Consider the following 21,647-nt stretch of genomic DNA (forward strand, 5'->3'; position numbering starts at 1 on the left):
GCGTGTCCTGTTGTTTACTTAAACATCAAATGTATCTTCTCAGGAATTTCGGCAACACGCGATTGTAGCAGATCATCAATACTATATATAAACAACTTTTGGGGCCCGCCAAATTTGTATACAATATGCTCACGATCCTGCCATGACAGATGAGAAATTACAAAAATTTCTGCACGATCCTTGTATACTAAGTGTCGTATCAATTCTGTTTTGGCCTTATCAAACAGTACGAGCCAGTATTCAAACCGACTAAAATCATACACGGTATACATACCGATATAATGTCTTCTATCAGGTGAAGCAATCGGTTTTCCTTTAAACCACCATTCATTTTTTATTTCGCTCGCTAAGCATGTATTATACGTGTCTAAAATAATATCAGTTCCCCAGTTTTCGCAAGAAGCCACGTGAAGCAGCGCATTACGAATCATATCGAGAATCATTTTCTTTCTTTCAAAAACATCTTTACTCTGCTGGTAGACATCTGGATCAAAGAAATAATCAATAGTCAAAAAACCTCCATAGTGATAGTAACTTAAGTGTTTACTTTCATCATCCGTCAGATATATCGAAAAAATAAAGACGTTTGGTGTTCTGAGTTTACTTTTCAAAATACGCTTGAACATGTGAGAAACACAATTCGTTAACACGGAACGAAATTTATCCTCCTTGCGATCATAAATCCGAATATCTTCTATATAGCTCATAAGTACTAATTCCGATTAGTTTAAGCCAACATTTAACCATCCTACACTAGCCAATATAGCATCTTTTTGCAAATCCAGCTCTGCGTCAACCTGCAAAATCTGCGCGCAAACCAAACCGGGAAAAGTATAAGCAATGCGTAGATAGATATAAATCCGTCACGAGGCGTGTGTGCACCTTTACATCGTAATTAAAAACAAAACAATATGAAAACGAACATAACAAAAATCGCTTTGGTAACTGGCGGAAGTCGCGGCCTTGGAAAAGATATAGCCTTAAACCTGGCTGCACGCGGTAACGATGTAATCATAACCTACAATTCCAGGAAAGACGAAGCACTTTCTGTTTTAGCTGCTATCGAACAAACCGGACAACGTGCCACAGCTTTACAACTCAACACCGGTGACACGAAAAGCTTCGATACTTTTTACGCTACATTACTGACATCCTTAAAGAATAGATTCCAATCAGAACGCTTCGATTTTCTTATCAACAACGCAGGACATGGCATAACTGTACCATCGCTTGCAGCCACGACAGAAGAGCAGTTTGATGAACTTGTAAATGTACATTTAAAAGGTGTATTCTTCCTTACACAAAAAGCCCTGCCCTATATCAGCGATGGCGGTGCCATTGTAAACATCTCCAGCGGCTTAACACGCTTTACAAATCCCGGCAGTGGCGCATACGCCAGTGTAAAATCAGGAGTAGAAACACTCACCAAGTATATAGCTAAAGAATTAGGACAACGCTATATACGTGCCAATGTAGTAGCGCCAGGCGCCATCGCTACCGATTTTAATGGCAGCCGACTTCGTGAAACACCTCAAGTACAAGAGCATATAAAAGCAATCACAGCGCTGCCGCGGATTGGACAAGCTGACGACATTGGAAGCGTAGTAGCATTTCTATGTTCCAATGATGCTAAATGGATAAACGGACAACGTATTGAAGTAGCCGGGGGTATGTACCTATAAGAAGTGCATACTCAACAACAGTAAATAAATTCAGAAACATTATTGCGTATCTTTGACATGTCAATATGCCAAATACTTTTGTAGATATATACACCATCAGCGACCTGCACAAGCTGTATAGCTGTCCGGGACCCAAGCATCCACTGGTCTCATTTGTTTCTTTAGACGAAATAAATCGCAACAACTTTCCGGAGGAAGAAACACCTTTCCGCATTCACTTCTACTCAGTATATCTCAAGCAGTTAAAAGGCTCTATGAAGTATGGCAAATCGCAATACGATTTCGATGAAGGTACGCTCGTATTTACGGCTCCGGGTCAGGCTATATCTACACAACGCTATATTGCATACAACGAAGGCTGGGGATTATTCTTCCACGCAGATCTGCTCCACAAAACCGACCTCGGAAAAAAAATACATCAGTATTCATTCTTTCAATATGATGCCAACGAAGCACTGCACGTATCTGACGATGAGAAAGCAATGCTACGCACTTGTGGCGAAAACATAAAACGCGAATACTCTCAGAATATCGACAAACACTCGCATGCGCTTATTGTAAGCAACATCGAACTACTGCTAAACTACTGTAATCGCTTTTACGACCGCCAGTTCATTACACGCGTCAAAGTAAACCACGATATAGTACAACAATTTGAAAATGCACTCCTGGCTTACTTCGCGCAAGACACACTTATAAATACAGGTCTACCCGATGTAAAGTATTTTGCTGAGCAGTTACACCTCTCTCCTAATTACTTGTCAGATTTACTAAAGCGCTACACCGGAAAAACCACGCAGGAGCATATACACCTTCAGTTAATAGAGAAAGCCAAATCATTACTCTGGGGTTCAGATAAATCAATAAGCGAAATCGCTTACGACCTCGGCTTTGAACATCCTTCTTACTTTACAAAAATTTTCAAGGCGAAGATGGGAAAGTCTCCGAAGGAGTTTAGGTTGAATTGAGCCTATACAAATAGAAAGCCCCGAGTGTCAGGGCCTTTATCAAAACAATCATCATAAAAAAATACAGGAATACTACACCACAACATCAAAAACTCATACTATATTTGCAACACGATAAAAAATTAAAACTAAAATGAAACCAGGAGTAAACATCGCAAACCAAAATACGCTCCCTAAATACGCCTCGTATTTAACGGGAAGAGCTGTTGGGATTTACCCTGGGTATATGTATAGATAAAACATCACACTGCTGATGCATACAAGCCCCTGGTAAACCAACCCGGGGCTTTTTTTATTCTCCACGATAGTAAAAGTATATATCGTCTGATGAAAACACATCGGAGTGGCGCTGCCATGTCTTTTCTGAACGCATATATCATTCGCTATACCTAATACAATTATTAACACTCTTATTGAATAAACTAATGAAAGAATACCACAAGATTCAGACTGTGTTTTTGCGCAGTCCTGAAACCAACTTTAAACAACTGATGGAAGGCCACTGGGCGTTACCGGAATTTGAAACACTGAAAGATATTCCATGGACCTGGACCGAAAAAATTGATGGTACAAACATTCGCATCATGTGGAATGGTGGTGAAGTGCGCTTCGGAGGAAAAACCGATGATGCACATATACCAACCTTCCTGCTAAATGTACTGCAACAGAAATTTACCGCAGAAACTATGAAACAAATCTTTACTGATGCAACCGAAGTATGTATATACGGTGAAGGCTACGGTAACAAAATCCAGAAGGATGGTAGTCGTTACATCACTCAGGGTACTGATTTTATTTTGTTCGATGTAAAAGTCGGTAACTTCTGGCTGTCCCGCGAAAACGTAGAAGACATTGCTAACAAATTTAAAGTAGATATCGTACCAATTATCGGTACCGGTACACTGATAGAAGCAGTAGATTTTGTAAAGAAAGGTTACACCTCTATCATTGCACATGATAAAAAGCACATCGCAGAAGGTCTCATCATGAAGCCTAAAGTCGATTTGTTTAATCGTCACGGTCAGCGAATCGTAGCGAAAATCAAATTCCGCGATTTTAAGAGGTAGATTGTATTCATTTTTATCAATAGCAGGGGAATTAATACCCTGCTAGATATTAATGATTCAGATTTATATTTGCTATAGTTGCCTATAGACAAACACCATGAAACAAAATCTCTCTGATCCTCAACACTTCATTTCGGATAAACGAAGGAAATATGAAATAACGGCCGTACTCCTGATGGGCATCGGCAAAATTATCTTCATGGATATATCGCAATGGCAACTTCCCTTTATAGCGATAGCAATCATTGGTTGGACGATCTATGTTATAAATCAGAGCAAACGGGTAAAAGGCATACTCGCCTATTGGGGCTTTCGTACAGATAACTTTGGAACAGTGGCACGCAAGCTTTTGCCTTTTGGAGTAATTGCGATTGCTATATTCTTCATCATAGGTTATCAGCGTCACAGTATAAACTTTAGCTGGCATATTATTCCCATTCTTATTTTATATCCAGCATGGGGCACGATCCAGCAATTCCTTGTTGTCGGTCTGGTGGCAGGCAATTTACAACACCTGAAAGTAAATCGTACGAGCGAGGCTTTCATCATAACTATCACCGCTGTACTTTTTGCATTGGTACATTATCCAGACTACTGGTTGATTGCGGGCACGTTCGTTCTCGCCTTGTTATACACCTATATTTACCTGCGCCATCGAAATGTATACGTATTAGGATTGTTTCACGGTTGGCTCGGTGGTTTATTTTACTATACAATAGTAGGGCGCGACCCCTTTGCTGAGGTGTTTGGCAGATTCCAATAAATAATCATTATGAAAAAGCTATTCCTGGACGACCTGCGAACTGTTGATATGGTTTATGACTATTCCGTTGTACACACCTTTGACGTTGTGAGAAGCTTTAATGAATTTGTAACCCATATACAAAAGCATGGCCTACCTGAATTCATCAGCTTTGATAACGATTTAGGACTGGATGCAAATGGAGAAGTGGCTGCCGATGGATACGCTGCCGCCAAATGGTTGGTCTATGAATCAGGATTAGATTTGAGCAAACTAACATTCAAAGTTCATTCCGCCAACCCAGTGGCTGCTGAACAAATAAGAGGATTGCTAACAAACTATATCAGCTTTACAAACAGGCAACATCTATTGCCAGGAGATTAACTCTTTGAACATTCGCTGAAGTTTATCGGACCACATGTAGCCAACCCTTTTTCTGATGAGTAATTACCCGTGATTGCGGCCCCGTAAACGAATACTGCACGGCATAGTAATATATACCCGGGGAGACAAATTCATTTCCGATGCGCCCGTTCCAGGATGGCTCATAAACAGTAATTAATTTATCGCCCCAACGGTTATATATAGTCAATCTAAAGGCATAGTGCTCGCATCTAACATCAACAGCAAAAACATCATTCTTACTATCTATATTGGGCGTAAACACGTTCGGTATAAATACATCACATACAGTGCAGTCCCGTATATCAACTGTTACAGTGTCCGATGTCTGGCAATTTCCTTGTATAAGTGTAAGCCAGTATTTGCCTGCTTCGGTTACATCAATACCATGCTCTGTTTGACTATTGCTCCATAAAAATTCTCCTTTAACAGATTTATCCACACCAAGATGAATAAGATCCGTTTCGCAGATAGTAGTATCGCTGCCAAGTTGTAAATCCTTGACAACTGTACTGCACAAATCGCAATCTTCATACTTCAATTGGATTACATCGGAAACAACACAGCCATCTCGGCTCGCTATCACTGAGTATTCTCCAGGAGTAGTAACTTTAATATCGATCCACGTATCACCTGTGCTCCATCGATAGGAAGCCTTAGGCTGTCGAGCTACCTTCAATATATAATCTGTTTCAAAGCAAAACGCGGTATCTGGTCCCAATGATACCGAAAGTGGTTCGTACACCTGAAATTCCATTTGGGTTGATGATGATCCGCAGTCATTTGTAGCTGTCAGTGTAACCGCATATTTCCCTGGTATAGCATACTTATGTGTTGGATTCTTTGCGTCACTAGTGTTATCAATACTGTTATCTCCAAAATCCCAATGCAAGGTATAGGCCTCACCTTGCTCACTTGTTAGATTGTTAAAATTGACAGCAAGTGTTTTACAGTCCTGCTTATAACTAAATTTAGGAGAGGGCGCTCCGATAGTCACAAGCTGTTGCATAGAATATATCACACAACCTGCACTCGAAACTGACAATGTTACTGTATAGGTACCAGGTGTGGCATAAGTATGTGTAGCATCTTCAGGTACTCGTGACCAATGTATTGCTCCGTCACCAAAATTAATAAGCCACGAGTAGAACAAGGTTGGTCTGGATAACTCCGCGTCTATAACAGAAGATTTATTATCAAAGAAAACACTACGGGTATGACAATCTGATGATATACCAAAATCAAAATTCTCAACAAAGCTTTCATTTTTTTGCGTACAATTACCATTAGTTACCTGCTCTCTGAAATATGATTCAATAAAATTAGGAACGCCATATGTCACACCGGTCCAACAAGGAAGTTCAACGTAATTCGATATCTGCTCGCAAGCATTACCGGTTTTATCAGGATACATAATCACTCCCAGATACTCTTCCACTTTTGTGGAGTTCGTTGATAAAAAATAAAGTTTGCCGTCATTCGCCAATTGCATACCTCCCTGTACATATGTATCCCGAATGGTATAGCGTTGATCATATATTTGCTGTGGTGTACCTGCATCCAAATTATACTGTTGAATGAGACTTCCTGAACATCCCCACGCGCAAGATGTATATAGTACTCTGCCGTTGGGAGAAAATGAAACTCCATAAATAACCTCAGTCCCTGTAGGTATAACAAAATCCGATGTAACCTGACCTGTAGAGATATTAAACTTAAATAATTCCAACGGTATACCATCGTTATTGTAGCCATAGAGAAAGCAAGCAACAGCAAGCCGCTGGCCATCGGGAGAAAACTTCATGTATCCCCTACCGCCTGGATGACTTTGGCCTATGGAAGAGATTATCGGAGTTGTATTAAGTCCTGCACTTGTGATGGAAAATGCATAAAATTTATTGGACTGCACTCCGTGTGTCAGAACCCATACATCTTTACCGTTTGACTGAAAGACGGCAGCTACTTTTTCTTCTGTATTAGCAACCAGAGGCTTGTTCTTTTGTGTTACGTCACCCATGCCGCCATTTAGAGACAGATCTACAACCGAGTAACGCAACCCCGCGGCAAAACCATCTTCCGTGCAGTCTGTTGTAAATATATAGTATAGATTAGATTCTCCCGGATGTGGAATAATAAGGGCACTTTGAGAAGATGATGCATAGTTACCATAACCTGCACATAAGCCTCCCAAGTCGTGACCGTTCGGCATAATTTGATAGTCCCTGCTCCATACAACATTACCATCCGTAAAAAAGAGCAAGTCACCATCAGCTGAAGAAATAACAGCTCCGCCTTCCAATCCATCAAATGGAGTTGAGTAAAATTGAGGGGTAGAACAGGAGAAATCAAGTCCACCTCCAACGCCAAAAACCCAATTGGAGGCCTCTTGCTGAGCGAACACAACGAAGGGACTACCGGCCATGGAGACCACAAGTAACAAGGTTAGGATCTTACGCAAAACAAAAAACATTATCTACACAAATATAAAAACAACCCTCCCATTGATTCGACTTGTGCATGTTTTATTAGAAAATTTACTCATAATCCGATGCCAGGGGATTAATCCCCTGGCATAAGATCAGGATTATAGCTCTATATATCTCTCGATCTGTATTTGTTTCAAAAAGCTCGCATCATGCGAAACCACAATCAATGTTCCTTGATATTCATTAATAGCGTTTGTTAAAATTTCAAGATTCTGGATATCGAGGTTGTTTGTTGGCTCATCGAGTATAATCATATTAGGAGCACGATTACCTATTGTTAAACAGCAAAGCATCAATCGCATTTTTTCTCCTCCGCTAAGTGCTTTACAGGACTTGTCCCAATCTTCTCTGGGAAAAAGAAAGCGGTTTAAACGAATCTTTACCTCATGCTCCTGCAGGTTGATAGTGTTATACTTTTGCGCCTGATCATAAACACTCAGTGAATTATCGATCAACGAATAATCCTGATCAATATAGATTGCTTTTACATCAACGCGCTCAAGTGTACCTATACCGGGCTCTAGCGTTCCAAGTATAATTTTTATCAGCGTTGTTTTGCCGGAGCCGTTGGTACCTTTAATAGCTATCCGATCACCGCTTCGGATATGAAAATCGAGATGTTGCTTCCAAAGGAATACGCTGTTATAGCTATAGTTAATCTTGTTGGCCGTTACCAGTACTTTGCCGCGATGAAGAAATGCATTATCGAGGTTCATCTTCATAGTGTCGGTATCGGGCAGTTCTTTACGAAGTTGATTTACCTCTTCTGCAATAGCACCAATCTTTTCTGCATGTATACCTTTCATCCGTGCCGTACTTTTCTCAGCGTTGTTCCTGAAAGTATTCATCATGATAGTAGGAAGTCCGGCCTTATCCTGTTTCTTTTTGCCACGGGCATCGAGCTTTTGTTGGCGCTCCATCGACTCGCGCTCGACCTCCTTTGCTTTACGTAGCGCTTTCGTTTTACTTTTCAACCCCTGGTTCAACGCATTGTTTTCAATTTGTTTTTGCTCTGTATAAAAATCGTAGTTACCACCGTATGCCATTATACCGTGCTTACCCATTTCATATACCACAGGCAATAAATTTAGCAGTGTACGATCGTGACTAACCACCATCAGTGCGTGATTGACAGATGCTATATAATCATACAAAACCCTTCGGCCAGATATATCCAGGTGGTTACTCGGTTCATCGAGCAAAACCATTTCAGGTTGGTGAATCATAACACCCGCCAGAAAAACTTTAGTCTTTTGTCCACCACTGAGTGATGCCATGGATTGATTCAGATCGAGTCCGCCAAGACCCCAATGCGTCAGTGCTTCCTGACATCGTTCTTCTATCGACCAATCGTTATCGAGTAATGCCAGGTTGGTCTCTGTAACTTCGCCTCGCAGAATTTCCTGTAAAGCCTGAAGCCTGGACTCAATCCGCAACGCCCGGGCTACACTATACGTATTGAACTGTCCAAAAATCTGAGGTATATAGTATGGTTTCGTTTCCGCTTTCACAAAGCCGGCAGAAGGCAGCAACTCGCCCGACAATATTTTCAACAGCGTAGATTTACCAACGCCATTATTGCCGATAAGCGCAATCTTTTCGTGTTTGTTAATATTAATATTTATGTCCGTGAATAATACATCCTTGTTCGGATGTACATACGTAACACCTTGAAGCGTAAGCATAATTTCTTTCGTTAGAATGTAAACAATACAAGCCTTGAAGCCGGCTTGCCAATATTGAATGGAATCTGAAAGAAATTAAATCCTACACGTGGTGACGTTTTGATTTGAATAATGCAAAAATAGTAAACTTCTCGTTTTGCGGAAAGCTCGTGTTACTACATCGTGTTGCATAATAACGCAGGCATTTAAAAATGGTTCGCAACACTCCTCAATACTTGTTGAAGCATCGCTACATCATAATCAAAAACATTCCGGCAAAGCACGTTGACTACGGAAATATTACACGCGTTGTAAATGGGATACTTCCCGGCATAATGTTTTCGCACTACCGTATTGTTCTGAAAACATCAGAAATGATTCCACCACTAAAGTAAAATTGCCATGAAATACGAACGCTATCAAACTTGTATTGATGCATGTCTTGAATGTGCAACAGAATGTGAACACTGCGCAACGTCTTGCCTGAACGAGAAAGATGTAGCCATGTTAACCAGATGTATCCAACTAGACCGTGAATGCGCTGAAGCATGTTATGCCAGTGCACGCCTGATGGGAATGGGAGGCGAACACGCTCTGCTCTTCTGCCACGCCTGTGCCGAAATTTGTGAAGTATGCGCTGAAGAATGTGAGAAGCATGCAGCACATGGTATGACACATTGCCGCGTATGCGCAGAGGCCTGCCGCCAATGTGCAGAAGAGTGCCGCGCAATGACGGGCGTTAACGCCTGAAACGATAGCTCTGTTTAACAATAAATAAAGGGGAACCGCCATACGATTCCCCTTTCATGCTTTTCGCTATACAATTTGAACTGATATATATTGCCTGATCAGACAGTCATCTGTTTGTGTTTCTACTTCCGCGTTACAAGATCTTCCTTCGCGGCCCACATAGTAATATCCTGTTTGCTAAGTGCAGCAGCCATCAGGTCTGGAAACTTATCCGGTGTGCAGGCAAATACCGGTATACCTAACGATGCCATGTATTCAGCATTGCCATGATCGTATGATGGCGCACCTTCATCGTTCAACGCCAGTAACACAACAACCTGAACACCTGCCTCCGTCAATGTCTTGGCTCGTTTACGCATTTCAATGTCACTGCCTCCCTCATACAAATCGGTAATCAGAACCAGCACCGTATCCGCAGGCCGCTGTATAATTTGCTGGCAGTACGTTAATGCAAGGTTAATATCAGTGCCGCCACCGAGCTGAACACCAAACAGCAATTCAACCGGGTCATCAAGTTCTTCTGTGAGGTCAACAACGCTTGTATCGAAAACAACCATGCGGGTTTGGATGGCGGGTATAGATGCCATTACCGCTCCAAATATACCGGAGTATATAACGGATGTTCCCATCGATCCGCTCTGATCAATACACAGTACTACATCCTTCAGCGAACGTCTTCGTTTACCATAACCAATACGCGTTTCCGGTATAATCGTTTTATACTCGGGCTGATAATGTTTCAGGTTCTTCAATATAGTCGAGCGCCAGTTGATCTCGTTGTGTCGCGGACGCCTGTTTCGTGTTGAACGATTGAGACTACCTGCGATAGCTTGCTGCGTAGGTTGTGCAAGTTTCTTCATCAGATCTTCCACCACACGTCTTACTACTTGTCGCGCTGTATCTTTTGTCTTGGAAGGTATGACGCGGCTCAGTGACATGAGCGTTGCAACCAGGTGCACATCGGGTTCAACATTCTCAAGCATCTCTTTCTCCAACAGCATGGAAGTAAGGTTGAGTCGTTTCAACGCATCCTGCTGCATTACTTTTACAACGGTATTTGGAAAGTAAGTACGTATATCACCCAGCCATCGGCTTACGTTTGGTGATGAAGGACCGAGACCGCCCTTTCGCTCCGCATCATATAACGCTTCGAGTGTTTTATCTATCTGCAGATCTGTATCTCCGAGGGAATAACCAGTTCCATCGTTCTGCTCGCCTCCGAGTATCATTCGCCATTTACGAAGATGTGCATCCATGAAATATACTTTATTGATCTGTTCCTTTTTTATTTATACCCAGCAGTTGTGCTATCACCGGTATACCTCTCATAGCCCGTGCTACATCCGCTATATCTTCTGCAGGTGCCAGCGCGGTAGCCGTTGGATCGGTTATGCCTTTCTTTGCCTTCTCTCCGATCTTTCTTCTCTCTGCATGTGAAAACTGAGAAAATGTTCTGCGCATTAACGGAAGCAATGCTATAAAATCAGCCTCACTTAAACTCTTCACCCATTGATCTACCAATGTCCAAAGTCGGTTGTCAATAATCAGAATGGTACCGCTGCCTTTCAGAAAACCCTCCAGCCATGAGGCGGCTTCCGATGTATTGGCTGTGCGTGATAAAGCAAAGTGAAAGCGATTAGCAAGTTCTTCACCCTCCACAATCTTTGCATCGCAGAGTATACGTGTGCTATATCCACTCACAATAGGCGCTGTGTTAGGGTGATTGCAGATCGTGCGCAACGTAGTATACCATTCGCTGCGCTGATCCTGTTGATTTAACAAGATGATCGATTCATTCAGCTGATATATATGCTCTGTCATTTTTGAACCGGCCTCTTCATCTATACCTACACAAGTAGCAGGCAGGCTCACAAACACACGCGCGATCATGGAGTTAACAATACCCAGCACCATCGTTTCGTCTGTCTGACGCACATTACCATAGCGCGACACCGACACTAATGCAGGTAACGCTTCCAGTAACTGAACAACATCATTAGTAGCCGCTGCCAGGTTATTGATCTGTGTGATCAACGCTTGAACAGCTTTTGGAAGGTCAGACGGTATAACTTTTTCGAGCAATGCACACACCGCCTGCAAACCCGGAGCATCTTTCGCTTGTGCTGCTACATAATTAGCAGACGCCTCTTCGAGTGTATTTCCCCAATTACCTTTTTCAATAATGCGGATGGAATACTCCGGCTCCCATTTCAGTTGCCATTGCTCTTTGAACGTTCCTTTACTTCGCACCTGCATGATGTGTGCCCACGGCACATCAATCAGCAACAACCGATGGAGAAATATACTTCGTTGTAACTGTGTGTCTTCACGAAGATCGAGTGTAAGTTCTTTGATGCCAGCTTCTGCCGGCGTGCGCAGGCGCTTTTGTGTTTTCTCTACATCCTGCAACAACGGAGGCTTGGGTACTTCATGCGGAACTTGTCCGATCGTATCACTTACAATTAGCTGCTCGCGTATTAACTGCAGCAATATTTCGTCACCATTACAGAGTACAGCAAGTGTTGCTTCGTTCAGTTCTTCGAGGCGCGCTTTGCTGAGATTTCGCAAGGCGGCAAGTGCCTCTGCCAGACGCACCGCTTCGATGATATGAGCTGTCGAAGTATCCATATCCCTCGAGCGAAACAGCTTGGCAACCTTTGCCATCCAGCGTGTACCATCATCGTTGGGGTAATGCCATACGTGCTCATACCAGCCGGGAGACTTTATACCGGCACCATAACCGCTGGTGTATGTGAGGCGATTATACGTCCACGGTATCCACGTGGTTTCTACTTTTACTTTGGGCAGTCCTTTCAGAAGATCATTGTCGTCCTTTTGCTTCGGCATATTTACCAATGCCGGTGCGTGCCATGCTCCGCAGATGACGACTATATTCTGATAACCATCTTTTTCTGCCTGTCGGATGGTTTTGCGCATATAGGCTTCGCGAAGCTTTTCTACATAGTCATCTTTCTGCGGTAGTTCAGTACGAAGCGTTTGCATAGCCTCCTGTACAGCATCAAATACACCCTCATCGTCCCTGCGATGCTCAAACATATACTCCCACCAGCGTTCACCATCATTAAAACCTGCAGCTTCTGCCAGGTGGCGAAGCGGGTCCTGGTATACTTCCGGAGTAACTTCTGCATGACGAAATGCATTACTGGATATAGTATCCTCTGCAGGCTTTTCTTTCTTCTCGAGCGCAAAGCTGTGCACAAGCGGAAGGTCCATAAAGCGGACCGGTATATTTTTCCTGGCACCGAAATATATCGCCTGCCACTCTGGCGAGAACTCAGCAAAGGGATAGAATACTGCGCGATGCGGCTGATCCGGTATATAGGCCAGTATCGCTATAGGTGGTTTGAATCCACTATGCGCGGACCAGCGCAACAACTCATCTCCTTCCGGCGGACCTTCCACCAGTATAATATCCGGCTGCGTTTTCTCCAGGAATGCTTTTACATTTCTGGCCGAACCCGGACCGTGATGTCGTATGCCCAGAACATGAACACTCATATACCCAGATCGCGACAAGCTCTGTATATATCTCTCCACTCATCGCGTGGCTTAACTACCGTCTCCAGGTATTCCTGCCACACAATTTTATCCTGCACCGGATCTTTCACCACTGCCCCTATGATACCGGCTGCAAGATCGGCTGCTTTCAAAGAGCCATCACCAAAATATGCAGCCATAGCCATACCGCTGTTTACTACAGATATAGCTTCCGCTGTGCTGAGTGTACCAGACGGAACTTTGATCTTTGTTTTACCATCCAGCGTTACACCGGAACGAAGCTCTCTGAAAATAGTAACGATGCGTTTGATCTCGGCTACAGCCGGTGGCTCTGCAGGAAGCTCCATAATTTTCTCGAAGCTCTGTACGCGTCTGCGAACAATATCAATCTCCTCGTCCATGTTATCAGGCAATGGAAGGATGACCGTATTGAATCTTCGCTTCAACGCACCTGACAATTCGTTAACACCTTTATCGCGGTTGTTTGCAGTAGCTATTACATTAAAGCCTTTTACTGCCTGTACTTCGGTGTTCAACTCTGGTATCGGCATCGTCTTTTCGGAAAGTATAGTAATCAGTGTATCCTGCACATCCGAACCTATACGTGTCAGTTCTTCAATGCGGGCAATTTTACCATCGCGCATTGCCTGCATAACCGGTGTCTCCACTAAAGCTTTTTCAGATGGACCTTCTGCCAACAGACGCGCATAATTCCAGCCGTAGCGTATCGCTTCTTCACCGGTTCCTGCTGTACCTTGTACGATGAGTGTAGAATTGCCGGATATAGCAGCCGCGAGATGTTCAGACACCCACGACTTTGCGGTACCTGGTAAACCATATAGCAGCAATGCGCGATCGGTTGTGAGTGTAGCCACAGCAATCTCAATAAGCCTTCGATTGCCTATATATTTCGGAGTTACCTCAAAACCATTCTTAAGCTTGCCGCCTAAAATATAGGTTACTACAGCCTGCGGTGATAAACTCCAGTTAGGCGGACGTTTTTCAGTGTCTGCTTTTCGCAGTTCGTCCAGCTCGTGGGCAAATAACTGTTCAGCGTGTTGTCTTAATAATGTACTCATGCGTTAAAGGATTGCAGGGTTTGTAGTTTAATCGTTAGTAGTCTGGCGAGCTCATCACTCTGGCTCTTCCAGTACACTTTTTTATTTTCATCGTTGGGAATAAAGGAATCGAGTATATCCAATATACCAACCGGAATCAACGCCATTACCGGGCGATAGAACGTGCGATTGTAGGAATATACTTCATGGGCCGTTTGTGCGAGTATAGCTTTCGCTAATTCCATACTCCATTCCACATCACTGTTGGCCATCAAACCAATGATATCATGGGGACTATCCTTGAGGAATTTCAGCGCATAACGATCGCGATCGACTGCCGGTAATGCACCAATCATTGATACCACAGAACTTCGAATTATATCGCGATCAGCCTTGTCCAATATATACTTTATCCATTCCTGATCCTTGAACCGAATGGCAGCCATGGCTATAGCCGGAAGATAGAAGGCCGTATTCTTTTCTTTCTGAACCAACTCTATAATTTCCGGAGTCGAATGAGACAGGTGCTGATTCCAGAACGATGGCGGCACAGCGGATATAAGCTGGGCCAGAATATATTTACTGTCCGTTACGTTTTTATCGCTGCTGAGTTTTTCAATACCTGTTTTAAAAACAGCATCGGGAACGGCTACCGATTCATCTACCTGAAGCATTGTCTTATTGATCATACCGAGTAGCGCCTTGCCGGTTTTAATGCCTACAGCTTCCGAAAGTATATTTCTATAATTCTGAACAACAGCAGACTCTGGTATCAATTTCAGCAATTCAAGACTGGCGTTGTTTACCTTCTGACCTTTTTCTTTTAAACTCTCCAACCACGGCAAATCACTCTTTGACAGATTGATCTTGAGTATATCCAGGAAAGATACTTTTTCATTGGCACCTTCCGTTGTCCAGGTTGATTCAAGTATATTTCGTCCTTCCTCCGGATTCGCTATACGAAGTTCACGCAACACTTCTTTTCGTTGCTCGGGTGTGCCGGTGTCCCATACAGTTTTCGCATCCTCCGCAGGCAAACTAAAATTCCATGGCGGGTTTATAGTCGCCAGCCACAGTCCGCGATTACCAGTCACCTCCACAATCACCTTGCGTAATTCTTTTTTACGCAGTGCTATATCCAGCAGTGCCGGTATCATTTCCGGAGACACAACCTCCTGTCTGGACGCACAAGTCTGTAACCACAAATACAAAAGTTGTGGCAACTCTTCGTCCAGTATAATCTTCAGCGTGTCGTTGGCCTGCGTTGAGCAATACTGCTTTGTCTCAACTGCCGCTTCAACAGACTTAACCGCATTGAAATCCAACGGGTGTGCTCCGCCTTGTCTGAATTGGTATACAAGTGAGGTGAATCGAAGGAAATCTTCTTCATGATTACCGGATGCCACGAGATCATATTCCTGCGCGATCGAAGCAGGAATATCAGCTACACGAAGTGATGCCTTTTCACTTCCGAGCAATGCTTTATTGACTATATCTTCCCACGATTTCATGCCAGCAGTATATATTGATTATCTACCCATACACCCATTGGTTCAAAACTATGTTCACGACCCAGTGCAAATAACCGCACGGGTTTCCCTCCGCTTACGGACATCAGTTTCCACAGCTGTGCAAAATTATGGCTGATGGTTACGCCATTACCCTGTTCATCTTTCAATATCCATTGATTGGACACTTTATAGGGAACAACATTTTCAACCACCACGGGCGTGGTATATATCCACGGATTTATAGCATACGCATCAGCTGCCGATGCAAGTGCATCACTCCAGTGGCGGAAACCATGAATATCCGATTTTGCTGTAACGCTATACTGCTGTTTGATAAGCGCGCGTTGCGGATTTACACCTTTATAGTATACCACTTCAGCATCGATGCATGAACCGGGTAAAAGATTTATAGCCGGCAACTGTCCTTTAACATAAAACTGAAGGATGAGTGCATATTTTTTCGAGCGTACTCCATATAGCCAGTTGCGCTCGGTGGTAAGATTATCTTCTTTATCAGTCCGTTTCGCCAGCACAAACCATTCATCGCGAACACCTGTCTCATTCTTTAGTTCGTCCTGGTTTTGCGTAAAGCCAATCAGTGATTTCAATTCTTCCTGTAATTCAACTGACAAAGAATCGAACCGGGTAAATCCTTCGAGTACGAGGTATATACGAATCAATTGATCGAGGAATGGTGTCTGCCATCCATCCTGGTAGAACGATGTATCGCGAAGCGATCGCACCATCGCAGCGAGTCCGGTGGCCTGCGCATCAACCATTCGCCTTGCCATTGTCTCAAAGTACGATGGGTCTTTACCGGGTATATTTATCAGGCCGTTGCGTATAATATCGCCAATCCAGAGTCGCAGATCCGCCATACCATCTTCCACACGTTTCATCCGGTTCTCCTGTCGTTTGGCTTGTGCCACAGGATCGGCCTTCTTTTCTTTTTCCTTCTCCTGCTTCTCTGTCTTTTTCTCTTCGCGTTCGTTTCGTTTATCCAGCCATCCCGTTACCCAGTCGGGTTCGGCAGCCTGATTAAACAATTTTTTATCGCGCGCATACAGCAGCAGCAATCCAAGTCCATGCTTGCATGGAAACTTGCGACTGGGGCAGGAGCACTTGAAAGCAATGTTGCCAAGATCAATTTGTGTTTGATACGGAAGCTTACCACTTCCCTGGCACTCGCCCCACAACGCGCGGTCACTCCATTCGCGCTTTACCCACTTGGAAGGATTGGCTAATTCTTTTCCTGATTTTTTTGAGGAATCATCAGGAGCCATCGCCAGAATTTGTTCTTCAGAGAAATTCATTGCAATAAACAGGTCGGTCTGGCAAGTATACTTAAAAAATGTATTTAGTCGTGGCAGACAAGGCCTGAATTATATCGCTGATGTAAATTAAATTTTAGCGACTGAATAAGGTTCGTCCTCTAAAACCAACAACAATAAAATCAGCAAACGCCAACCAAAATATAATATGGCCAACCGGGAATAATATGTCTGCTACATCATCGGAAATCAGTGCAAAATCACTGAGCGGTACTGGTATAAAAAAGAAGAGTACAGCCAGCAACTTCATTATACTCAAATGATCTTCTGACTTCTTACGAATAAAATACAACGTGTACGCAAGCGGTATAAAAAAATATGGTAATGCCATTAATTGATCAGCACCTGTCAAATGCAGGATCTTAAACAAGACTCCAAGTATGAAAACAAAAATTGAAGCTGTAAAAAATTTATAGAAAACTGATTTCTTAAACATTCCATTAATCAGCATCACCATCATGCACATAATTTCTGCTACGGTGATCCATACCCCGGTCTCCACAACGAAAGGGAAAAATAAACTGATGCATGCCAACAACAGTAACAAAACAATAACCGTCAAAAGAAATCGATTCATATGCTATAAGAAGCACAAGATAATAATTTCAATATTGAAAATATTGAATGAAAAAGCCTGCTCGTCAAAAAGACTTGCAGGCTCTTCATCGAAAACAGTATCCGCCAATGTTTAACTTAAAACCTGAAAACCACCCCAGGGTTTATTGCGAGATACTTACCACTCCCAGATCTGTTACCGAACCAATGGAAACTGTAACACCTGTTTTTTCTGTTGACTCGTAACCTGTTTTAGGACTGAACTTCACTGTGTAGGTTCCAGCATCAACAGCACGTAATAAAAATTTACCGGTTACATCGGTATAGGCTGTTGCAACGGTATCGCCACTCGCTGCTACAGCAAATACTGCAGGCGTTGCCTCAAGCGGAGTAACTGTACCTTTTATAGCACCACTTGTTGCTTCGCTTAACGTGCGGATTACCGGTTTGAGACTGTAGCTTCCGTTACCTTCATTTACGATGGAACGAGCAGCATCGAAATCAAGTGTCATGCGATACGTAACACCTTCTACCAAATCAGCCTGAACATTAAGTTTCAATCCTGACATTTGTGCGCTCGGAGTTGCAAGAGGTTTGGTAACACCATTAATCTTTACACTGTTGTCGTCACCAAGAACCAAACGTATCTGCGATACACGCCCTGCCGGTAATTCAATAGAACCCAACAGCGTGTCCAATCCATTGGTAAGCTCGAGCACATTATATATACCAGGCTTAATGTCCAAAGTTTGCCAGCCGGAGTTTTGTTCACCAGACGAAGCATGAATCTCTACTTCCTGAATATCAATATTCACTTCTTCATAATCGCCAGGGGCATCCGTTAACCGAATTTCCAGTTTAGCATTGGAGTCATCATTGCTACACGCAGTCGCCAGACCCGCTACAAGAAATAAATACATCAATCTTTTCATAATCATTGATTTTTTAAATGAGTTCACCATGAAGCATCACTAGCAGCTTCAACCTTATAGCACATAGTTCCGCCTCCGCCCCCAAACGGTTCAACGGCTATTTCCCTTTGTTTATCGCTGCTTTCAGAAACTTGAACCCGACATCATCCAAGCGCTGATAAATCTTAAAAAATACCAGCCACATATTTTCAATTCTTATAGGGGTTAAGAAAACGTGGGTTGTCATCTAGCCGAGGCAACAGAAGAACAAAATCATGGGCGAACACGGATATTACATGCGCATTGAAAGGAGTACAATCAAAGGTTGTTCGAATTCTTTCTTACTGATTATGCTTTCGCTACTGTGTTGGTCATGCAATGACGATGGTCTTGTCGGTATCGAGAATGCTACAGAGGTACATACGAAATTATCCGAGTATACAATCTTTCAGGGAAAATTATCAGACCTGGAACCAACGAATAATTTCAAAGTATACGAACTCAGCACAGAACTATTTTCAGACTATGCCGAAAAACAACGTCTCATAAAAATTCCGGAAGGACATACACTAATATCACGCAACGATGGGTTGCCTGATTTTCCGGAGGGCACCATACTGGTAAAAACGTTCTATTATTATAATGACAAACGTGATCATACAAAAGGCAGAAAAATTATCGAGACGCGCTTGTTAATAAAAGAAAACGCGCGATGGAATGTCGCTACCTATATATGGAATGAAAGTCAGGACGATGCCTTCCTCATAACTACCGGATTGGACAAGACTGTTAACTGGATCGATGCAAAAGGCGAAGGTAAAGTGATTGCCTATCGTATTCCTTCGCACCGCGAATGCACTTCGTGTCATTATAACAGCAATACTATATTTCCGATTGGGCCAAAACTTCGAAACCTCAATAAAGATGTATTGCGAAATGGTATCGTAATCAATCAGCTTACGCATTTATATAATGAAGGTATCATAAACGAAGTCGAGCCTTCGTCCATTTCTGTACTGCCCGCGTGGCAAGACGCGGCTAAATATACCGTAGCCCAACGCACACGCGCTTACCTGGACATCCAATGCGCTCATTGTCACAATCCTCTGGGCATGGCTTCCGACAGAGGTTTGAATCTGAGCTATGAGACCGATTTAAACCACACTGATATACCTGACAACAAGCGCAGAATTATTGAAAGAATGGAAACACTGGAGATGCCTTTTATCGGCACAACCGTGGTACATGCCGAAGGGCTGGAGTTGGTTAAGGCTTACATGGAGAGTTTATAAACTATACCACATGCAATTCAGGCTATATATACTATTCCTGCTGCTTCCCGTTGCGGCACAATGTCAACAGGAAAAGTCAAGAGGATTTACGGCCATCGGTCTGATGGGCTCGTTCGACTACACCAGCCGAACGCTTGATTTCAGTTCTAACAATGAATGGACAAAAGCTACGCGCAATAAAAACGAAACAGGCCACACCGGGTTCACTGTACACTCACAAGTGCGCTATAAATTCAATAACCGGGTATATCTGGAAGGTGGAGTTGGATATGCTAACCGGAGCTATAAAACAAAATTCGAAGATCTGCAGTGGACGCCCGATGATGCCTCCCTGCCAATGAAAAGCAGAACGATTTACCGCTTCAAGTATATTACGCTTCCGCTGAATATTAATTACGGAATTTATACTCATAAAAAGATCAGGCTATTTGCAACGGCTGGAATTGCCACCAACATCTTTCTTGCGAAGCGAACCAAAGTGCACTCCTCATTTGCTAATGGAAGCGACAGCGACTATGCATTTTCCAAACGTGCGGGCTATACTACATTCTCTGCTATGGCAAGCGGTGGAGTTGGTATTGATTACCAGATCATGAAACGATTTGCATTACGGGTAGAACCGTATTACCAGCGCACCATACGATCTATTACAGTTGATGACGACACGAAGGAGTATATCTATGCATTTGGTTTATCTACGGGAATGTTCTACTCTTTCTAGGAATGTTCTGCTCTTTCTAGTTGAATACCAACCATTCCACAACGTATGGTCTATGCTTTTCTATAAAGAACACGACCAACTGAATTATACACGTTCCAACAAGTGGATTTTTGTCGCAATTCGCCTCCCTCAAAGTCGTTTTTCGCCAACCATCAGACCGGGTTATTGTACTATGTTTGTAATGTCAAAACGAAAACAACAAAATAGCAAACCCTAAAACAACTTATATTATGGAAACAACAACTAAAGCCGCCATCACCGTTGAAGCAACAATCAAAGCTCCTATAGAAAAAGTATGGACGATGTGGTCAGAACCCAATCACATTATGCAGTGGTGCCAGGCATCTGAAGATTGGCATGCACCGTATGCAGACAATGATCTGCGCAAGGATGGCAAATTCAAGACAACAATGGCCGCTAAAGATGGCAGTTTCAGTTTTGACTTTGAAGGTGTATATAGCAACGTTGAAAAACACAAAGTAATTGAATACGCTATGTCGGATGGAAGAAAAGTAAAGATCGTTTTTACTTCCAACGGCAATGAGACAAAAGTGTCTGAGACATTTGATCCCGAAGATACAAACCCTATCGAAATGCAACGCGGTGGCTGGCAGGCAATTCTTGATAACTTCAAGACATACGTTGAGACTAACGTATAATTCCGTCATCAACAATTTTTATCAATGACTGTTTCGAAGAGCATTCCTTGCGTTTGTAAAAACCGACATCAATACTATAAAAGCAGTCATTGTCCAACCTGCCCGGTTTGCGAAGAACAACGCAAACCGGTAGCAGGTTTTGCCGCGTTACTCGCTGCTCCCGCCAGGCGCGCATTAGAAAATGCGGGCATTAGAACATTGCAACAACTTGCACAAAAAAATGAAGCTGATATACTAACGCTTCATGGTATGGGACCATCCTCTATACCCAAGCTGCGCGAGGCCTTGAAATCTGCAGGGCTCGTCTTTAATAAAAAGTAGTTTTCTTA

The 21,647-nt window shown here is 43.0% G+C and carries 20 protein-coding genes; 10 read left to right on the forward strand and 10 right to left on the reverse strand.

The window, feature by feature from the left end; genetic code table 11:
• Positions 1-14: 14 nt before the first annotated feature.
• On the reverse strand, positions 15-707 hold the full coding sequence (locus tag ACFQ21_RS21715) for a hypothetical protein (RefSeq protein ID WP_377582599.1): 693 nt from the start codon (positions 705-707) through the stop codon (positions 15-17).
• A gap of 204 nt (positions 708-911) precedes the next feature.
• Here ACFQ21_RS21715 and ACFQ21_RS21720 point away from each other — a divergent pair, with 204 nt between their 5' ends.
• From ACFQ21_RS21720 to ACFQ21_RS21740, 5 genes are all read left to right on the forward strand, one after another.
• Positions 912-1,682 carry an SDR family NAD(P)-dependent oxidoreductase gene (locus tag ACFQ21_RS21720; protein WP_377582601.1) on the forward strand — a complete coding sequence of 257 codons (771 nt, stop codon included), beginning with the start codon at positions 912-914 and terminating at the stop codon, positions 1,680-1,682.
• 65 nt (positions 1,683-1,747) lie between these two features.
• Entirely contained in the window at positions 1,748-2,650 is a 903-nt protein-coding gene (locus ACFQ21_RS21725) for a helix-turn-helix domain-containing protein (RefSeq protein WP_377582603.1), read from the forward strand.
• A 425-nt stretch (positions 2,651-3,075) separates the two neighbouring features.
• Entirely contained in the window at positions 3,076-3,717 is a 642-nt protein-coding gene (locus ACFQ21_RS21730) for an RNA ligase family protein (RefSeq protein ID WP_377582605.1), read from the forward strand.
• A 97-nt stretch (positions 3,718-3,814) separates the two neighbouring features.
• Complete coding sequence (locus ACFQ21_RS21735; RefSeq protein WP_377582607.1) at positions 3,815-4,480, forward strand: CPBP family intramembrane glutamic endopeptidase; 666 nt, start codon at positions 3,815-3,817, stop codon at positions 4,478-4,480.
• A 9-nt stretch (positions 4,481-4,489) separates the two neighbouring features.
• Positions 4,490-4,843, forward strand: coding sequence for a cyclic-phosphate processing receiver domain-containing protein (locus ACFQ21_RS21740; RefSeq protein WP_377582609.1), 354 nt, complete (start codon positions 4,490-4,492; stop codon positions 4,841-4,843).
• A 22-nt stretch (positions 4,844-4,865) separates the two neighbouring features.
• Here the strand turns inward: ACFQ21_RS21740 and ACFQ21_RS21745 are convergent, their stop codons facing one another.
• Together ACFQ21_RS21745 and ACFQ21_RS21750 are read right to left on the reverse strand one after the other, a co-directional pair.
• On the reverse strand, positions 4,866-7,319 hold the full coding sequence (locus ACFQ21_RS21745; RefSeq protein ID WP_377582611.1) for a PKD domain-containing protein: 2,454 nt from the start codon (positions 7,317-7,319) through the stop codon (positions 4,866-4,868).
• A 126-nt stretch (positions 7,320-7,445) separates the two neighbouring features.
• Positions 7,446-9,032, reverse strand: coding sequence for an ABC-F family ATP-binding cassette domain-containing protein (locus tag ACFQ21_RS21750; RefSeq protein ID WP_377582613.1), 1,587 nt, complete (start codon positions 9,030-9,032; stop codon positions 7,446-7,448).
• Positions 9,033-9,413: 381 nt separating this feature from the next.
• On the opposite strand from ACFQ21_RS21750, the gene ACFQ21_RS21755 reads away from it, so the two are divergent.
• Positions 9,414-9,761: a four-helix bundle copper-binding protein gene (locus ACFQ21_RS21755; protein WP_377582615.1), complete on the forward strand. Its 348-nt coding sequence runs from the start codon at positions 9,414-9,416 to the stop codon at positions 9,759-9,761.
• A gap of 122 nt (positions 9,762-9,883) precedes the next feature.
• Here the strand turns inward: ACFQ21_RS21755 and ACFQ21_RS21760 are convergent, their stop codons facing one another.
• The 7 genes from ACFQ21_RS21760 to ACFQ21_RS21790 all read right to left on the reverse strand — a co-directional run bounded on the left by ACFQ21_RS21760 (position 9,884) and on the right by ACFQ21_RS21790 (position 18,667).
• Positions 9,884-11,017 carry a VWA domain-containing protein gene (locus ACFQ21_RS21760; RefSeq protein WP_377582617.1) on the reverse strand — a complete coding sequence of 378 codons (1,134 nt, stop codon included), beginning with the start codon at positions 11,015-11,017 and terminating at the stop codon, positions 9,884-9,886.
• Positions 11,018-11,027: 10 nt separating this feature from the next.
• The gene (locus tag ACFQ21_RS21765; protein ID WP_377582619.1) at positions 11,028-13,280 is read right to left on the reverse strand and encodes a DUF5682 family protein; all 2,253 of its coding nucleotides are present in this window, start codon (positions 13,278-13,280) and stop codon (positions 11,028-11,030) included.
• The gene (locus tag ACFQ21_RS21770) at positions 13,277-14,359 is read right to left on the reverse strand and encodes an ATP-binding protein (protein ID WP_377582621.1); all 1,083 of its coding nucleotides are present in this window, start codon (positions 14,357-14,359) and stop codon (positions 13,277-13,279) included. The genes ACFQ21_RS21765 and ACFQ21_RS21770 overlap by 4 nt, the downstream gene beginning before the upstream one ends.
• Positions 14,356-15,849, reverse strand: a complete 1,494-nt coding sequence (locus tag ACFQ21_RS21775; protein ID WP_377582623.1) for a DUF5691 domain-containing protein — start codon at positions 15,847-15,849, stop codon at positions 14,356-14,358. Before ACFQ21_RS21775 ends, ACFQ21_RS21770 begins: the two co-directional genes overlap by 4 nt.
• On the reverse strand, positions 15,846-17,162 hold the full coding sequence (locus tag ACFQ21_RS21780; RefSeq protein WP_377582625.1) for an SWIM zinc finger family protein: 1,317 nt from the start codon (positions 17,160-17,162) through the stop codon (positions 15,846-15,848). Before ACFQ21_RS21780 ends, ACFQ21_RS21775 begins: the two co-directional genes overlap by 4 nt.
• A 94-nt stretch (positions 17,163-17,256) precedes the next feature.
• On the reverse strand, positions 17,257-17,757 hold the full coding sequence (locus tag ACFQ21_RS21785; protein WP_377582627.1) for a hypothetical protein: 501 nt from the start codon (positions 17,755-17,757) through the stop codon (positions 17,257-17,259).
• Between the two features lie 142 nt (positions 17,758-17,899).
• On the reverse strand, positions 17,900-18,667 hold the full coding sequence (locus ACFQ21_RS21790) for a DUF4382 domain-containing protein (RefSeq protein WP_377582629.1): 768 nt from the start codon (positions 18,665-18,667) through the stop codon (positions 17,900-17,902).
• 329 nt (positions 18,668-18,996) lie between these two features.
• Here ACFQ21_RS21790 and ACFQ21_RS21795 point away from each other — a divergent pair, with 329 nt between their 5' ends.
• The 4 genes from ACFQ21_RS21795 to ACFQ21_RS21810 all read left to right on the forward strand — a co-directional run bounded on the left by ACFQ21_RS21795 (position 18,997) and on the right by ACFQ21_RS21810 (position 21,639).
• Positions 18,997-19,938 (forward strand): hypothetical protein, encoded by a 942-nt coding sequence (locus ACFQ21_RS21795; protein ID WP_377582631.1) that lies wholly within the window; start codon positions 18,997-18,999, stop codon positions 19,936-19,938.
• 10 nt (positions 19,939-19,948) lie between these two features.
• The gene (locus tag ACFQ21_RS21800) at positions 19,949-20,659 is read left to right on the forward strand and encodes a porin family protein (RefSeq protein WP_377582633.1); all 711 of its coding nucleotides are present in this window, start codon (positions 19,949-19,951) and stop codon (positions 20,657-20,659) included.
• 230 nt (positions 20,660-20,889) lie between these two features.
• A complete protein-coding gene (locus ACFQ21_RS21805) occupies positions 20,890-21,318 on the forward strand; it encodes an SRPBCC family protein (RefSeq protein WP_377582635.1) in 429 nt (142 codons plus the stop codon).
• 24 nt (positions 21,319-21,342) lie between these two features.
• Positions 21,343-21,639, forward strand: coding sequence for a DNA-directed RNA polymerase subunit alpha C-terminal domain-containing protein (locus ACFQ21_RS21810; RefSeq protein WP_377582637.1), 297 nt, complete (start codon positions 21,343-21,345; stop codon positions 21,637-21,639).
• The last annotated feature ends 8 nt before the right edge of the window (positions 21,640-21,647 follow it).

Origin of the sequence: Ohtaekwangia kribbensis (genome assembly GCF_042676245.1) — a bacterium.
GTDB lineage: Bacteria > Bacteroidota > Bacteroidia > Cytophagales > Cyclobacteriaceae > Ohtaekwangia > Ohtaekwangia kribbensis.

Bases quoted from the DNA above. Each gene is read 5' to 3' on its own strand.
- ACFQ21_RS21800 (WP_377582633.1), top strand. From the start codon at position 19,949: ATGCAATTCAGGCTATATATACTATTCCTGCTGCTTCCCGTTGCGGCA.
- ACFQ21_RS21810 (WP_377582637.1), top strand. From the start codon at position 21,343: ATGACTGTTTCGAAGAGCATTCCTTGCGTTTGTAAAAACCGACATCAA.
- ACFQ21_RS21755 (WP_377582615.1), top strand. From the start codon at position 9,414: ATGAAATACGAACGCTATCAAACTTGTATTGATGCATGTCTTGAATGT.
- ACFQ21_RS21795 (WP_377582631.1), top strand. From the start codon at position 18,997: ATGCTTTCGCTACTGTGTTGGTCATGCAATGACGATGGTCTTGTCGGT.
- ACFQ21_RS21780 (WP_377582625.1), bottom strand. From the start codon at position 17,162: ATGAATTTCTCTGAAGAACAAATTCTGGCGATGGCTCCTGATGATTCC.
- ACFQ21_RS21750 (WP_377582613.1), bottom strand. From the start codon at position 9,032: ATGCTTACGCTTCAAGGTGTTACGTATGTACATCCGAACAAGGATGTA.
- ACFQ21_RS21765 (WP_377582619.1), bottom strand. From the start codon at position 13,280: ATGAGTGTTCATGTTCTGGGCATACGACATCACGGTCCGGGTTCGGCC.
- ACFQ21_RS21785 (WP_377582627.1), bottom strand. From the start codon at position 17,757: ATGAATCGATTTCTTTTGACGGTTATTGTTTTGTTACTGTTGTTGGCA.
- ACFQ21_RS21790 (WP_377582629.1), bottom strand. From the start codon at position 18,667: ATGAAAAGATTGATGTATTTATTTCTTGTAGCGGGTCTGGCGACTGCG.
- ACFQ21_RS21715 (WP_377582599.1), bottom strand. From the start codon at position 707: ATGAGCTATATAGAAGATATTCGGATTTATGATCGCAAGGAGGATAAA.
- ACFQ21_RS21740 (WP_377582609.1), top strand. From the start codon at position 4,490: ATGAAAAAGCTATTCCTGGACGACCTGCGAACTGTTGATATGGTTTAT.
- ACFQ21_RS21730 (WP_377582605.1), top strand. From the start codon at position 3,076: ATGAAAGAATACCACAAGATTCAGACTGTGTTTTTGCGCAGTCCTGAA.
- ACFQ21_RS21735 (WP_377582607.1), top strand. From the start codon at position 3,815: ATGAAACAAAATCTCTCTGATCCTCAACACTTCATTTCGGATAAACGA.
- ACFQ21_RS21770 (WP_377582621.1), bottom strand. From the start codon at position 14,359: ATGAGTACATTATTAAGACAACACGCTGAACAGTTATTTGCCCACGAG.
- ACFQ21_RS21760 (WP_377582617.1), bottom strand. From the start codon at position 11,017: ATGGATGCACATCTTCGTAAATGGCGAATGATACTCGGAGGCGAGCAG.
- ACFQ21_RS21725 (WP_377582603.1), top strand. From the start codon at position 1,748: ATGCCAAATACTTTTGTAGATATATACACCATCAGCGACCTGCACAAG.
- ACFQ21_RS21775 (WP_377582623.1), bottom strand. From the start codon at position 15,849: ATGAAATCGTGGGAAGATATAGTCAATAAAGCATTGCTCGGAAGTGAA.
- ACFQ21_RS21720 (WP_377582601.1), top strand. From the start codon at position 912: ATGAAAACGAACATAACAAAAATCGCTTTGGTAACTGGCGGAAGTCGC.
- ACFQ21_RS21805 (WP_377582635.1), top strand. From the start codon at position 20,890: ATGGAAACAACAACTAAAGCCGCCATCACCGTTGAAGCAACAATCAAA.